The sequence below is a fragment of the Clostridium sp. AM27-28 genome (genome assembly GCF_003480955.1).
Taxonomy (GTDB): Bacteria; Bacillota; Clostridia; order Lachnospirales; family Lachnospiraceae; genus Otoolea; species Otoolea fessa.
Genome location: NZ_QUJT01000001.1, coordinates 465,715 through 480,077 on the forward strand (window position 1 = coordinate 465,715; position 14,363 = coordinate 480,077).

Annotated in this window: 12 protein-coding genes; 11 read left to right on the forward strand and 1 reads right to left on the reverse strand. The window is 51.9% G+C overall.

Features of this window, described 5'->3' with window-relative positions; genetic code table 11:
- Nucleotides 1-46 precede the first annotated feature (46 nt).
- Nucleotides 47-1,390, reverse strand: a complete 1,344-nt coding sequence (locus DW720_RS02335) for an MATE family efflux transporter (RefSeq protein WP_118749224.1) — start codon at nt 1,388-1,390, stop codon at nt 47-49.
- 323 nt (nt 1,391-1,713) lie between these two features.
- Between DW720_RS02335 and DW720_RS02340 the strand changes: the two genes are divergently transcribed.
- From DW720_RS02340 to rfbG, 11 genes are all read left to right on the forward strand, one after another.
- Nucleotides 1,714-2,421, forward strand: a complete 708-nt coding sequence (locus DW720_RS02340; RefSeq protein ID WP_107000699.1) for a nucleotidyltransferase family protein — start codon at nt 1,714-1,716, stop codon at nt 2,419-2,421.
- Nucleotides 2,415-3,485: a GHMP kinase gene (locus DW720_RS02345; protein ID WP_118569928.1), complete on the forward strand. Its 1,071-nt coding sequence runs from the start codon at nt 2,415-2,417 to the stop codon at nt 3,483-3,485. Before DW720_RS02340 ends, DW720_RS02345 begins: the two co-directional genes overlap by 7 nt.
- Entirely contained in the window at nt 3,478-4,095 is a 618-nt protein-coding gene (locus DW720_RS02350; protein WP_118569927.1) for an HAD family hydrolase, read from the forward strand. Before DW720_RS02345 ends, DW720_RS02350 begins: the two co-directional genes overlap by 8 nt.
- A 59-nt stretch (nt 4,096-4,154) precedes the next feature.
- Nucleotides 4,155-6,566, forward strand: coding sequence for a potassium transporter KefB (locus DW720_RS02355; RefSeq protein WP_118749225.1), 2,412 nt, complete (start codon nt 4,155-4,157; stop codon nt 6,564-6,566).
- 34 nt (nt 6,567-6,600) lie between these two features.
- The gene (locus DW720_RS02360; RefSeq protein WP_118749226.1) at nt 6,601-7,236 is read left to right on the forward strand and encodes an SIS domain-containing protein; all 636 of its coding nucleotides are present in this window, start codon (nt 6,601-6,603) and stop codon (nt 7,234-7,236) included.
- A gap of 90 nt (nt 7,237-7,326) precedes the next feature.
- Entirely contained in the window at nt 7,327-9,516 is a 2,190-nt protein-coding gene (locus DW720_RS02365; RefSeq protein ID WP_118749227.1) for a hypothetical protein, read from the forward strand.
- A 16-nt stretch (nt 9,517-9,532) separates the two neighbouring features.
- Nucleotides 9,533-10,468 (forward strand): glycosyltransferase family 2 protein, encoded by a 936-nt coding sequence (locus tag DW720_RS02370; protein ID WP_118749228.1) that lies wholly within the window; start codon nt 9,533-9,535, stop codon nt 10,466-10,468.
- The gene (locus tag DW720_RS02375) at nt 10,465-11,928 is read left to right on the forward strand and encodes a hypothetical protein (RefSeq protein WP_118749229.1); all 1,464 of its coding nucleotides are present in this window, start codon (nt 10,465-10,467) and stop codon (nt 11,926-11,928) included. Before DW720_RS02370 ends, DW720_RS02375 begins: the two co-directional genes overlap by 4 nt.
- Before the next feature lie 26 nt (nt 11,929-11,954).
- Nucleotides 11,955-12,728 carry a glucose-1-phosphate cytidylyltransferase gene (gene rfbF, locus DW720_RS02380; protein ID WP_022360069.1) on the forward strand — a complete coding sequence of 258 codons (774 nt, stop codon included), beginning with the start codon at nt 11,955-11,957 and terminating at the stop codon, nt 12,726-12,728.
- Between the two features lie 199 nt (nt 12,729-12,927).
- Nucleotides 12,928-13,131, forward strand: coding sequence for a hypothetical protein (locus DW720_RS02385; RefSeq protein WP_118749230.1), 204 nt, complete (start codon nt 12,928-12,930; stop codon nt 13,129-13,131).
- Nucleotides 13,132-13,239: 108 nt separating this feature from the next.
- Nucleotides 13,240-14,304, forward strand: a complete 1,065-nt coding sequence (rfbG, locus tag DW720_RS02390) for a CDP-glucose 4,6-dehydratase (RefSeq protein ID WP_118471414.1) — start codon at nt 13,240-13,242, stop codon at nt 14,302-14,304.
- Nucleotides 14,305-14,363 lie beyond the last annotated feature (59 nt).

Here is a 14,363-nt window from a genome sequence, read left to right on the forward strand (position 1 = left end):
GCAGGCTGCAGGCTCTTTCCTGGACTACCGGGTAGAGCATTCTATATTACCGATCGTTCTTCCGCAGCGCTTCCACCCGTCCATACCTCCGATACATCAAAAGCTCAAATACCACCATACAAGCCCATCCAATCGTCGTACCAATCGCTACAGCCTGAATTCCCAGCCGTCCAAACAGCGCATAACTGATCACAATGCGGATCGGAATCTGCACCAGAGTCGCGAACAGGGTGATCATCAGGTGCCCGATTCCCCGGTAATATCCCTGAAAGGTATTGGTGATACCACTGATGAAGTAAAAACTAGCCATCGGCACCAGATAGGACATGCCCTGACGCAGCGCCTCCGTTTCATTCGCCTTCAAGAAAATGCCGAGCAGCGGGTGACGGCAGAACAGCACGACTACCGCTGTCAAAATAATATAAATTTCTGCAATCACCAGCATTTTCCGAAGCCCTTTCGGAATCCGGTCATACTCTTTCGCGCCGAGGTTCTGTGCGGAGAACGTCGTGATAGATGCCGCGAGGCTGTCGCCCGGGGCGAGCACGTAGCTGTCGATGATGGAGACGGCATTAAAAGCGGCAACAGCATCGACACCGAGCGCATTGACGCCGGACTGGACGAGCAGGCGGCCGACGTAGAGAATCGTCTGCTGGACGGCGGAAATGGAGCTGAAATCGATCGTTTTTTTGAGCATCGAGGTTTTCAGTTTCAGATCCCGGATGCCGAGCCGTAAGAGCGGCACTTTCGACCAGATATAGACAAAGAGGGCGAGCGCAGAGACTGCCTGCGAGATGATTGTAGCGATTGCCGCACCGGGAACACCAAGGCGGCAGATGCCAACCAGGAATACATCCAGAAATACATTGACAACGGTTGTCAGGATCAGGACATAGAGCGGCGCTCTGGAATCTCCGATCGCGCGCAGGGCGGCGGAGAAAATATTGTAAAAAAAGGTAAAAATAAGACCCAGCGAGATAATCTGCAAATACAAGGATGCCTGCGCCGATATTTCTTCTGGCGTCTGCGTCAGGCGGATAAACAGGCGGCTTCCGACCAGTGAGATTCCGGAGAGCACGATGGTCAAAAGCAGTCCGGAGAGTACAGAGGTCGCAAATTCATCTTTCAAATGCTGGTAATCTTTTGCTCCAAAGTAGCTTGCCATCAAAATCGATGCGCCGAGTGACAGTCCCACAATCAGAAAAGTCAGGATATTCATGATCGGACCCGCCGCGCCGACCGCCGCCAATGCTTCTTTTCCGTAAAATTGTCCGACAACCACCGAATCGACCGTATGGTAGAGCTGCTGAAATAAATTTCCAAAAACAAGCGGAACCGCGTAGGCAATCAGGTGTCCGGTTATATTTCCTTTTGTCATATCACGTGCCATAAGCATTTCCTCCAAATCCCAATTTATAACCAAGATTGTAGCACGGAACAGAGTGTCTGCCAAATAAAAAAATCTGTCGAATCATGCAAAAAAATCAACAAATTGTTGCAATTTCCGCAAGGAAGCGCTGCGAATCCGATGGGAAAGTGGTAACAGCATAAAACCGCCCTATCTAGTGGAAATCACTAAGGAAATGTGGTAAGATATATAAGTTAAACTGGACTTAATAGCGGTTGACAGATTGACAAAAGTAAAAATTGTATCTTTCAGTATAAAAACAGTAAAAATTGAGTTGGAAATAACAGACAGAAAGGAAGTACAGTATGCAGGCAATCATTCTGGCTGGCGGACTGGGGACGCGGCTTCGCAGTGTGGTAAGCGACCGTCCGAAACCGATGGCGCTGGTTGAAGGTAAGCCGTTTCTGGAGTATGTGCTTCAGGGGCTGAAAAAAAGCGGAATTGATGATATTATTTTTGCCGTCGGTTATAAGGGCGGCATGGTGGAAGAATATTTTGGAGACGGATCGCGGTTTGGCATCCGGGCGCGGTATGCGTATGAGGAAGAGCTGCTCGGCACGGCGGGCGCGATCAAGAATGCCGGGAAATATGTGACGGACGAGCAGTTTTTTGTCCTGAATGGCGATACATTTTATCAGATGGATTTCGGTGATTTGAGCCGGATTCAGCAGGAAAAAAATCTGGAGATGGCGCTGGTTCTGCGCGGTGTGCCGGATATTTCCCGTTATGGGGCGGCGCGCCTGACCGACGGACTGCTGACCGCTTTTAATGAGAAAAACGGCAATACTGGGGCGGGCACGATTAACGGCGGTGTGTACCTGATGAAGCGGGCGCTGCTGGACGAGATTCCGGAGGGAAAAGTTTCGCTGGAAAATGAGTGCATCCCCAGGTGGATGCAGGAGGGAAGACGTCTCGGCGGCATCGTAAATGATGGCTATTTTATTGATATCGGTGTGCCGGAGGATTATTTCCGGTTTCAGGAGGACGTAAGAAAAGGAGACATTACATGGTAATCAGAGGAAGAGCGCCGCTGCGCGTGAGCTTTGGCGGCGGCGGTACGGATGTAGAACCATTCTGTGTAGAACAGGGCGGTGCCATTATCGGAAGTACTATCAATAAATATGCATATTGTTCGATCATTCCGAGGGATGATGACCAGATCACGGTTCATTCCCTGGATTTTGATATGACAGTCAAGTACAATGCGAAGGAAAATTACGTCTGCGATGGACGGCTGGATCTTGTCACGGCAGCGCTGCGGGCGATGGATATCAAGCAGGGATGCGAGGTTTATTTACAGTGTGATGCTCCGGCTGGTTCGGGACTTGGAACCTCCTCGACCGTCATGGTAAGTCTTCTGACCGCGATGGCGCGCTGGAAAGGAATTACGCTGGATAATTATGCGATGGCGGATCTGGCTTACGGCGTGGAGCGGATCGATCTGGGGATTTCAGGCGGTTATCAGGATCAGTATGCGGCGACCTTCGGCGGCTTTAACTTTATCGAATTTCACGGACGCAACAACGTCGTGGTAAACCCGCTCCGCATCCGCCGCGATATTATCAATGAGCTGCAGTATAACCTGTTGTTATGCTACACGGGCAATATCCATGTATCCGCGAATATTATCAAGGATCAGGTAAGCAACTATAAGAAACCGGACGCATTTCAGGCGATGTGCGAGGTAAAGGCGCTTTCCTATGCGATGAAGGATGAGCTTTTAAAGGGAAATCTCCACAATTTTGGCCGCCTCCTGGATTACGGCTGGGAGAGCAAGAAGCGGATGAGCAGCAAGATCACAAATCCGCAGATTGATATGCTCTATGACGAGGCGAAAAAAGCGGGCGCCCTCGGCGGAAAGCTTTTAGGTGCGGGCGGCGGCGGCTTCCTTCTTGTGTACTGCCCATACAACGTCAGACATCAGGTGGCGCGCCGTCTGGAAGCGGCAGGCGGACAGCTGATGGATTGGAATTTCGAACTGCGCGGCGCTCAGAGCTGGATCTGCGATGAGGACCGCTGGGACTACCGCGATATTCAGGTGCAGATGCCGGATAAGGAGTATACATTCCATGTGTAAAAATAGCTGTAAAGTAGTATTCCTCGACCGTGATGGCACGATGAACGTGGAGGTCAATTATCTTCACCGAAAGGAAGATTTGAAGCTGATTGACGGTACCGCAGAGGCGGTCCGTCTCCTGAACGAGGCCGGATATAAGGTGATCGTCATTACCAACCAGGCGGGCGTGGCGAGAGGTTACTATACCGAGGCGGATGTAAAAATCCTTCATGATTATATGAATGAGGTGCTGGAGCGTGACGGAGCACACGTAGATGCGTTTTACTATTGCCCGCACCACCCGGAGCATGGGATTGGACTTTATAAGAAAAAATGCCATTGCCGCAAGCCGGAGACGGGAATGTTTGAGATGGCAGAGCGCGATCTGCCGGAGGGCATTGATAAGGTGCATTCCTATATGATCGGGGACAAGCGCATCGACGCGCAGGCAGGAAAAAACTTCGGCGTGACCGGAGTCCTTGTCGGAACCGGCTATGGGGCAAAAGAACATGCGGAAGATAGGGCGGCTGGACTTATAAAAGAGGACGGAAGCTGTCCGGCGGGCGGTTATGACGCGTATGCAGATACGCTGCTGGATGCGGTGCGCGGGATTTTAGGCGGGCGTATATAGAATGCGGCTCACAAAAAGATTCCGGGAGTACATAAACTAGAAAGAGAGGAACCATCGACATGCAGAATCAGAGACAAAACGGACGACCAGACGCAGCCGTGCGCATGGCTGGTCTTTTTCTGGTGCTGTTCTGCGTGGCGGCGGTTCTGATTCCGGCGAAAACGCTGTTTACGGGAAATGGTTTTTTTGCAGATTACATTCATTTCACGGAATCGAAACGGATGTATGTGGAGATTGCGATTCTGGCAGTCTTGATCTTTGGGGGGCTGGCGCTTTTGAAGCGCGGACGCAGCCGGATGTACTGGCTGACGGCGGTTGTGCTGGTGTTTTCCTGGATTCATGTGGTATTTCTGCCGATGGTGGTGTCGGCGGTGTATCTGATTAGCCTGTTGGCGATCGGGCGGTTTATGAGAAAACGGGTGTTTTTCAGGGGAACGGTCTGGGAGCGGCCTTATTTTTCTTTTTATATGGACTTCCTTTTTGGCGCCTCCTTTGCAATCGTTGTGTATTGCCTCCTTTCTGCCCTTGGCGTTGGAAAAATCGCCTGGATGCGCCTGAGCGTCTATGTTCTGGGTGTGGCGGCGCTGGGCTTTGATTTTTCCTCGATTTCCTGCCAGTGCATCATGGGATGGCAGACGCTTTCCTGGATGCTGGATGGCAGCGGGGGATCGAGGGAAATACCGCGCCGGGTGCGCCGGGCATGGACGCTGGCGGCTGGCTGGTGTGTCCTGATGTTCCTGATTCAGGTGGGACGCCTGAATATCGCACTCGACTTTGATACACTCTGGTATGGTGTGCGTTCCCAGTACATTGTGGCAGGCGGAACCGGGCTGTATGAGAATCCGGGGCTGGTCGGCATGGTCTATGTGTATTCGAAGGGCTTTGAGGTGCTGACCCTGCCGCTCTGCGATCTGGCGAGTCACAGCTACCTGACGTTCTTTAACCTCTGGCTGGCAGTTCTGGGAATCGGGGCGATGGTCTGGAATGCGGTGCTGTTGACGGGCGAGCGAAAGCAGGAGACAGAGAGTCGGGAAGCGGGAATAGAGAAGAAACTAACGTATCGCAGCGTCTTGCCGGGAATTATGGCAGCTGTTTTGAGCATTTCGGTGCCGGGCATCATGAATATGGCGCTCACAGCCAAGGCGGATTTGATTACGTGGCTGCTGCAGCTCATTATGCTGGGATGTTTCTTTCAGTATATTCATGTGTATGAAAATCATTGGATATTCCTCTCCGGGGCAGCCGGTTCCTATTTCCTGTCCCTCACGATGAAGCCGACCTCCCTGGTCTTTTCCACTGCCGTATTTGGCATGATGGGGCTGTACCTTCTGTGGTTCTGGTTTCATGAGCGCGGGGCGGCGGCTGACCTGTTTCACCATCTGGTCCGCCTGATTGGCTCATTATGCCTGCCGTTTGGGGCATTGGCCGGTATCTGGGCGCGGACGATGAAGATCACGGGAATGCCGGTCACTTCGGTGTTTACTTCGATTTTTGCATGGTTTGGTTTTAAAATGAAATACCCATTTGCTACCTCGGAGCTGCCGCAGAATTATCAGGAGGAATCAACGCTTCATGTGCTGGCGCGGCGCATCTGGCAGATGCTGATGCAGCCGCAGGGTGAAGATATGGGGCATGTAATTCTGGCGTGGGGAACCTCGCTGATGGCGGTGCTGATTGTGATGCTGGTGCTTTATGGGATTTTGTCTAAAAAGGGAGATGAGCAGTCCCATATCTGGAACGCGGCATTGGTAATTTTCTTCCCATTTGTGATCGTCAGCCTGATCAGCCTGTCGATGCTTTACCAGATCGACGGAAATTATTTCATGCTTCTGTATTCTATGCTGATTCTGGGGGCATGCCGGGCGATGGTGTATTTTAAGAAAATCGGCTTTTATCCGCTCGCGTCGAAGTGCCTAGCGCCGTTGCTGGTATTAAATCTGATTGTCACGGCGATCAGCAGCTGGGCGTGGACGGCTGGATTTTCGGAGATTCATCTTCTGAATAAAGGGCGTGTCAACCACCGGGCGCAGGAACAGGCGCGGATGGATGAAAAGGGAAACACGCTGATCTGGCAGGAAGTGTCGCAGGATCCGGAAAACCGGGTGATCGCATTTGGAACGCATCCATACTGTTTGCAGTTCCCGTGCAATGTGGAGTCGTATAAGGATATTACATCGCCGTGGGGCAACGTCGAACTCGTCAACTCGCCGGAGGCGTTTGAAACCTATATGGCGTATGCGAAGACAGATTATGTCTACGCGGAAGCAGGCTATCTGGGACCGGGAAGCTGGGAGTGGAGTCTGGATCTTCTGCGGGAGCAGATCCGCAGAGGCAGCCTGACCGATCTGTTTTTTGAAAATGGAAATATGCTTGCGCGGGTATCCGACACAGCGGTGCCGGAGGAAGAAGCGCAGAACAATCTGGAAATGTTTGAGCAGGAGTATTTATTTTATGATGCAGAAGCTCAATAGACATCGAAAAAACTGACAGGAGGAAATAGAAATCATGAAGGAATACGAGTATCTGGACGAACTGATCAGCCGCTATCCGGTTCTTGCACCTGTGAAAGCGGATATTCGCACTGCCTATGAGACGATGAAGGAGTGCTATGAGCGCGGCGGAAAACTTCTGATTGCCGGAAATGGCGGAAGCTGTGCGGATTCGGAGCACATCGTGGGCGAGCTGATGAAGGGGTTTGTGAAGAAACGCCTGGTTTCGGCGGAGATAGAGGCGGCGCTTAAAACGGTAGACCCGCAGATGGGAGCGGAACTTTCTGAAAAGCTGCAGCAGGGACTTCCGGCGATCGCGCTGACTGGCCATGCAGGACTGACCACCGCATTTATGAATGATGTGGATGGCAGCATGACTTACGCGGAACAGGTGCTTGGATATGGAGAAGAGGGGGATGTGTTCCTCGGAATCTCAACATCGGGCAATTCGAAAAATGTCCTGTATGCAGCCGTGACGGCAAAGGCAAAGGGGCTTAAGGTTATCGGGCTTCTGGGACGCGACGGCGGGCGGATCCGTGGGTACTGCGACACTGCGATTGTCGTGCCGGAGCAGGAGACATTTAAGATTCAGGAGCTGCATCTTCCGGTGTATCATGCACTGTGCCTGATGCTGGAGGAGTATTTCTTTTAGGATATATCAATGGTTTGAATTTGTTTCATGGAAAGGAAGTAATGATTCAGTAGGTTCATGAAAAAGACTGAATGATTACAGGGGAAAAGTATGTTATTTGGAAACAGGCCGGCGGACAAAACGGCAAAATGGAGAGTCAGTACCCGCAGCTTTGCAGTGCTGCTTGCCTATACGCTTTTTATCTGGTGGCTGGAAGTGCTGGATCTTCTGGCATGGCTTTTACATGTACCACAGGGAACGGTTTTGTCGCGGGCGGCAGCGCTTGTTTTATGCGGCGCTGTCATGGCGGCAATCGGAAGATTTGAATGGGACCATGCGGGAGTGAGCCCGTTTTTTATAGCGGGAAGCTTGTTCATCCTGGCGTTCTTTTCGGTCAAAGGATTTGCCCCGGATCAGAGCTATGATACGCAGAACTATCATCTGCTGTCACAGATTCCCGGATTTGTGGACAACCTTCATTATCATGTGATACCGGGACGGTTCCAGATGTTCGGTTTCCGGCTGGGCGACCGGATGTTTTATCCATTCAGGGCGATTTTGGGGCTTCGGATGGGGACATTGTTAAACGCACTGGCGATGCTTGTGATTTATCGGCAGGTAACGGTGTTCCTGAGCATGGAGGCAGACCGGCTGGAAAGAAAATGCAGCTGGTCGAAGCATCTTGCGCCGGTACTGGCATTTCTGATTGTCAGCCGCCTGGAGTTGATTCAGGAGAGCGGCAGCTATATGGTCGAGCTTCTGGCGCTGCCGTTTCTGCTGGAAATGGTATTTCTGCTTCTGCGCGGGCTGGATGAGGCGAAGCGGGAGCGCGAGGCGGTTTTATTCTGCTTGTTTGGTGGAATCCTGTTCTGCCTCAAGATGACGAATATCGTGTATCTGGTGCCGCTGGTGCTTCTGTATCTGTGGAAAATCCGGAAGTATCTGACACCGAAGCTGTTTCTGGGGTGTCTGGTGACGGGGGTGATTCCCGTCAGCGTGTACCTGATTTACAATGGGATAGCGATGAAAAATCCAGTTTATCCTTATTATAACAGCCTGTTTCATTCGCCGTATTTTGGGGAAACGGACTTTAAGGACCCGAGATGGGGACCCAGCAATATAAAAGAGTTTCTTTTGTGGGCATATTCGATGATCCGGCATCCAGATTACCGCCTGAGTGAGATCCCGGCGAAATACAACCTGGATCTGGCGCTGATGTATCTGGGAGCGGCGGGAGCCGGGCTCTGCTGGATTTGGAAGCGGGTCAGCAGCAGGACGGGAACCCTATTTCTGCTGTATGCCGCATCCTTTATTCTCTGGGCGGCAACGACGGGACACAGCCGCTATTTTATGGGCGGAATCTTATTTGCCGGAATGCTTTGCGGGTGCCTGGTGCTGCAGGGAATGGCTTCCATTTCTCCCAGGCTGACAGGCGGCGTTGTATTTGCAATTATGTTTATAGTTGTTTACGCCGGGCGCGCTTACGATGCTTACACCTGTGTCTGGAACGGCAGGGAATGGGCGATGCGGGCGGTGAGCCGTGAGAGTATCCGTAGCAACCTGCCTTACGTATTTCACGATCATCAGCTGTTTACACCGGAAGAACGTTCCAAGATTGACCGCATTTTCCTGACTTGGTCGGATGTGGGAAGTTATGCGCGGCTTGCGGGCGAAGATGTGCCGGTCTGGAACCGGTATTCGATCGTCAATGAGCTTTCGGAGCAGAAAGGCGCCTATATCGATGAAATCGAGGCGGCGATGGAGGCAGGCGAGGGCGTCTATGACATGATCCCGCAGGGACTTGAGACGTTGGAAAGCTATCTGGAATGGATGAATGAGGCGGGATGGTACGTGCATGATATGGAGTATCAGGAAACAATCCTGCAGGGCAGCCAGTCCTTTACACTGGCAGGGCTTGAGATGGCGCATGGACGCGAAAACTGCTGGTACCGCACACAGGAGATTTTCATGGATGCACAGGAACCGGAAAAAGAAGTACCAGAATGGCGCTGGGAGAATACCAGCGGGGACGATCATCCGACTATCCGGGCGGTTCTGTGTGATCCGGACTACTGGGTGCTGAAGCAGCCATTTGAAGTGGAAATCATTGCCTCGGATGGGACAAACAGCCGGACGGCTGCTGTGATCCAGGCGGGACAGAAGGAATATGAACCGATGGAAGTACAGCTTGATCTGACAGGGCTTCAGAGAGAGATAAAATTGGAATTGGTAAGTACAGCTGAGACAAAACGGGCTGTTGTGATCAATCCGGAATGGTCCGCCAAAACGGTGGAAGAGTGAAAACGGGAGGAGAAAAATGGACAAGATAGCGGTATTAATTCCGTGTTATAATGAAGGTCAGACGATTGCCAAGGTGGTCAAGGACTACCGCGAGGCATTGCCGGAGGCAACGATCTACGTATATGACAATAATTCATCGGATCACACGGATGAGATTGCCAGGGAGGCAGGCGCGGTTGTGCGCTATGAATACCAGCAGGGCAAGGGAAATGTCATCCGCAGCATGTTCCGCGACATTCACGCGGAGTGCTATGTCATGACGGACGGCGATGACACCTACCCGGCGGAGGACGCGAGAAAGCTGGCAGACCAGATTTTACAGGGAAAAGCGGATATGGTCATCGGCGACCGCCTTTCTTCGACGTATTTTACCGAAAATAAGCGTCCGTTCCACAATACGGGAAATCGTCTGGTGCGTGGGCTTATCAATCTGATTTTCAAGAGCAATATCAAGGATATCATGACAGGCGCGCGCGCATTTAACTATGAATTTGTCAAGAGCTTCCCGATTCTTTCGACCGGATTTGAGATTGAGACGGAGATGAGCATTCATGCGCTGGACAAGAACTTTAAGCTGGTGGAGATCCCGGTTGGATACCGTGACCGCCCGGAGGGAAGTGTGTCAAAGTTAAATACATTTTCGGATGGATTTAAGGTGCTACGCACGATCGCGAGACTCTTCCGGGATTACAAGCCGTTTGCGTTTTTTGGATGGCTGGGGCTCATTTGTTTTGCGATTGCAACGGCATTTTTCGCGCCAGTGCTCAGCGGCTATCTGGCAACCGGCATGGTGCCGAAGTTCCCGACCCTGATCGCGTGTTCCGGGCTCTATGTGATTTCGTTCCTGTTGTGGATCAGTGGTGTGATTCTGGAGGTTATTACGAAGAAACACCGTCAGTTATTTGAACTTTACTTGAACCAGCTGAGCATTTTAAAGAGGAGAAACGGATGAAACGCCGTGTATTTTTAGGGCTTCCGGTTATTTTGGGGATTTTGTTTTATATCTGGTATATATTTCATGCCTCGGACAATGTGGCGTATTCGGATTATATCCGGCTGATCAATTCGTATCTGCCGGATGTGACAAATCCGGCGAAATTCTTTGTACCGGATATCCTGACGCGCGTTCCGATCACGTATCTGGGGCGCATTATCAATGTGAAACTATTTGGCTATAATACGTATTTTGATATGATTCTGGGTGTTTTGAGCCTGGGGGCGGGCGCGGCGGTGCTGGCGCTCTACGCAGAGCGGAACCGCTCGGTCGGCTATCTTTCCTTCCTGTTGATTCAGTTTGTATATTTCAGTCTGAATAAATGGGAAATGATGACGAACGGGACCGGCTGGGTCTGCACTCTGTCGATCTCCGGATTTTTATTCCATTTTGCAGTCCTCGACCATGCAGCGGCGACCCGGTGCCGGAATATGTCTGACCGGGTGCTTCTGGTAATTCTGCCGATCCTGCTGGTCGTGCTGGTGGCAGGACCGTACAGCGGCGGCTATGTGGTGATTCTGGTGCTGGCATACGGCGCACTGTGGCTGGCGGATCGGCGCGGGGGTGCTGAAACAAGCAGCCGCTCCTGGAGCCGAAAGTGCCGGAGAACCTGGTGCATCGGGGCATTGACAACGGTTCTTGCGATGGTATTATATCTTTGGAGCAATTCACAGGCAGTTTACGTGCACCGTGGAGCAGTGACGGATGTTTCAATCGCTCAGGAATTTGCCGCCCAGCCGCTCTTTTTCCTGCGGTTTCTGCTGAAAGCGGTGGCATCGTCGGTGATCGGCGTGGCGCAGATTCAGGAGCTGGAGGCAGGAAGCCCCTGGTTTGTCCGGCTGCATCTGGTGTATCTGCTGGGGCTGGCAGTGTTTGTTTCGTATCTGCTGGCACTGTATCTGAATGTGCGGTTTCAGCTTTATAAAAAGACTATTTTTCCGCTTCTGCTGGTTCTCAGCGGCGGCTGTAACCATCTGCTGGTGCTGGCGGCGCGGTGGATTTTCCTGAAGGACGAGTACGGGATGTCCTCGCGGTACGAGATACAGTATCAGATGGGAATTGTAGGAATTCTGCTTACGTTTGCACTCGTCTGGAGTATGTGCCGGGAAAAGGCGCAGGAAACAGAGGCAGATAAGGCAAAAACACGCGTGCCGGAGAAACGGGCAGCCCGCACACTTTTAAAGGTCTGTATGCTGGCATTTACCGTGCTGACGGTCTTTGGAAATGCATGGACAACCCGGGCAGAAATCCGGACAGCGCCGTACCGGAAAGCATATTTACAGGTATCAAGGGAGCTGGGACTGAATTACCGGACGGCGAGCGATGAGGATCTGGAGACCTACCTGCATAACGACCCGGATGCAGTGCGGGATGCGATGAGAATTTTGGAAGAAAACCATTTGAATATATTTCGATAAAAACGATGGACAAAAGGAGAAGTGCAATGAAAGTTGTAATATTAGCGGGTGGATTCGGCACACGAATCAGCGAGGAAAGCCATTTAAAACCAAAGCCAATGATCGAGATCGGAGAACAGCCGATTCTCTGGCATATCATGAAGCACTATTCCCAGTATGGATTCAATGATTTTGTGATCTGCCTGGGCTACAAACAGTATGTAGTAAAAGAGTATTTTGCCGATTATTTCCTGCATACGTCGGATGTGACCTTCGATCTGGCGAAGAACGAGATGCAGGTGCATAACAACTATTCCGAGCCGTGGCGCGTGACGCTGGTCGATACCGGACTGCACACGATGACGGGCGGTCGTATCAAACGTATCCGCGATTACATTGGGGATGAGACGTTCATGCTGACCTACGGCGACGGCGTTTCCAACGTAGATCTGGACGCGCTGGTGGCATTCCACAAGCAGCACGGCAAGATCGCGACCCTGACCGGCGTCAACATCGGACAGCGTTTCGGTGTCATGGATGTGGACAGCGACGGACATATCCGCGAGTTCCGTGAGAAGAACGATGATGACGGCAAGATCGTCAACGGCGGCTTCATGGTACTCGAACCGGGCGTCTTTGACTATATCGAGGGCGATGATACCGTCTTTGAGAAAGCGCCGTTGGAGCAGCTTGCCAAGGACGGACAGCTGATGGTATACCGCCACGACGGTTTCTGGAAATGTATGGATACCCAGCGTGACAAGATGCAGCTGGAACAGATGTGGCAGGAAGGCAATGCGCCCTGGAAGCTGTGGAAATAATATGTTACTGTACACGCATACGTGCCCAGTAACGGAATTTGCCGTGGCTTCGCATTTAAATACGGCAAATTCCTGCTGCCACCACGTTTTCTTACGGCACTTTCGGTTCCAAAAGTGCCTACCCGTGAACAGTAACAATAATATACTGTAAGGGAAAATTCAAGGAATATACACAAATCCTGTAAGAAAGTATGATATAATGAGCGCAAGTGAGCCAGAAAGCTGCTTGCAGGTTTATGGCGAACGGCGAATGGCGATCACGATAGCTGCGTCAGCAGCGGTAAGCATCGAAGATGCGAATCGTGATATAATGAGCGCGGAAGGAAAGAATGCGGCTGCGAAGCAGACATATTCTTTTCTTGCGCCATTAACGAACGAACAGCCATGCGAAGCAGGGCGGTAGAGCGCGATAGCGCGGGTTCGTGAGTGGACGGGTGAGAAATATAATAAGAGCACTCAGCAAAGATAATGGAGTGATGAAATCACAAAATTAATTAAAAAGAGGAAAACCATGGAACTTCTTGATTTTTATAAAGGAAAACGGGTCCTTGTGACCGGTGACACAGGCTTTAAGGGAAGCTGGCTGGTCCGCATCCTCCATCTGGCGGGGGCGGAGGTGACCGGCTATGCGCTGAAAGCGCCGACCGAGCCGTCGATGTTTGAAATCCTGCATCTGGGGGAGACGATTCACCATGTGGATGGGGATGTGCGCGATTTTGCCCATCTAAAACAGGTGTTTGATGAGACGAAGCCAGAGATTGTACTCCATCTGGCAGCGCAGCCGATCGTGCGCGAGTCGTACCGGGATCCGGTCGGCACGTATGCGGCGAATGTCATGGGTACGGTTCATGTGCTGGAATGCGCCAGACAGTGTGAATCCGTCCGCTCTCTCGTCAATGTGACGACGGACAAGGTTTATGAAAATAAGGAATGGGAGTACGGTTACCGCGAAAATGACCCGCTGGACGGCTATGATCCCTATTCCAATAGCAAATCCTGTTCGGAGCTGGTGACACACAGCTATAAGCAGTCGTTCTTCACGGACGGCCGCTGCGCCGTCTCAACCTGTCGTGCTGGCAATGTGATCGGCGGCGGTGATTTTGCGGCGGACCGGATCGTGCCGGATTGCGTGCGCGCAGCGGAAAAGAAAGAGCCGATCATCGTGCGGAATCCGCATTCGACGCGCCCGTTCCAGCATGTGTTAGAGCCGCTGTTTTTGTATCTGACGGTGGCAAAGGCGCAGTGGGAAAATGCGGAGCTGGCGGGCTGCTACAACGTCGGACCGGATGACTGTGACTGCGTCAATACAGGACGTCTGGCGGATCTGTTCTGTGAAACATGGGGCGGCGGGATGCATTGGATCAACCGCTATGACGGAGGTCCGCATGAGGCGAATTTTCTGAAACTGGATTGTTCCAAAGTGAAAAAGGTATTTGGCTGGAAGCCGCACTTCCATGTAGAAGAAGCGATGGCTGCGACGGTGGAATGGTCGAAGAAGTGGCTTGCCGGAGCGGATATGCGCGAGGTGACGGATGAGCAGATCCGGGCGTATGCGGCTCGGTTTGAAGAAAAATAGATAGATGCAGGCGGCTGCACGAAAGGTGTGTCTGGCAGCAGGCAGAACGGGTGCGGCAG

Bases quoted from the DNA above. Each gene is read 5' to 3' on its own strand.
- DW720_RS02335 (WP_118749224.1), bottom strand. From the start codon at position 1,390: ATGGCACGTGATATGACAAAAGGAAATATAACCGGACACCTGATTGCC.
- DW720_RS02340 (WP_107000699.1), top strand. From the start codon at position 1,714: ATGCAGGCAATCATTCTGGCTGGCGGACTGGGGACGCGGCTTCGCAGT.
- DW720_RS02345 (WP_118569928.1), top strand. From the start codon at position 2,415: ATGGTAATCAGAGGAAGAGCGCCGCTGCGCGTGAGCTTTGGCGGCGGC.
- DW720_RS02350 (WP_118569927.1), top strand. From the start codon at position 3,478: ATGTGTAAAAATAGCTGTAAAGTAGTATTCCTCGACCGTGATGGCACG.
- DW720_RS02355 (WP_118749225.1), top strand. From the start codon at position 4,155: ATGCAGAATCAGAGACAAAACGGACGACCAGACGCAGCCGTGCGCATG.
- DW720_RS02360 (WP_118749226.1), top strand. From the start codon at position 6,601: ATGAAGGAATACGAGTATCTGGACGAACTGATCAGCCGCTATCCGGTT.
- DW720_RS02365 (WP_118749227.1), top strand. From the start codon at position 7,327: ATGTTATTTGGAAACAGGCCGGCGGACAAAACGGCAAAATGGAGAGTC.
- DW720_RS02370 (WP_118749228.1), top strand. From the start codon at position 9,533: ATGGACAAGATAGCGGTATTAATTCCGTGTTATAATGAAGGTCAGACG.
- DW720_RS02375 (WP_118749229.1), top strand. From the start codon at position 10,465: ATGAAACGCCGTGTATTTTTAGGGCTTCCGGTTATTTTGGGGATTTTG.
- rfbF (WP_022360069.1), top strand. From the start codon at position 11,955: ATGAAAGTTGTAATATTAGCGGGTGGATTCGGCACACGAATCAGCGAG.
- DW720_RS02385 (WP_118749230.1), top strand. From the start codon at position 12,928: ATGAGCGCAAGTGAGCCAGAAAGCTGCTTGCAGGTTTATGGCGAACGG.
- rfbG (WP_118471414.1), top strand. From the start codon at position 13,240: ATGGAACTTCTTGATTTTTATAAAGGAAAACGGGTCCTTGTGACCGGT.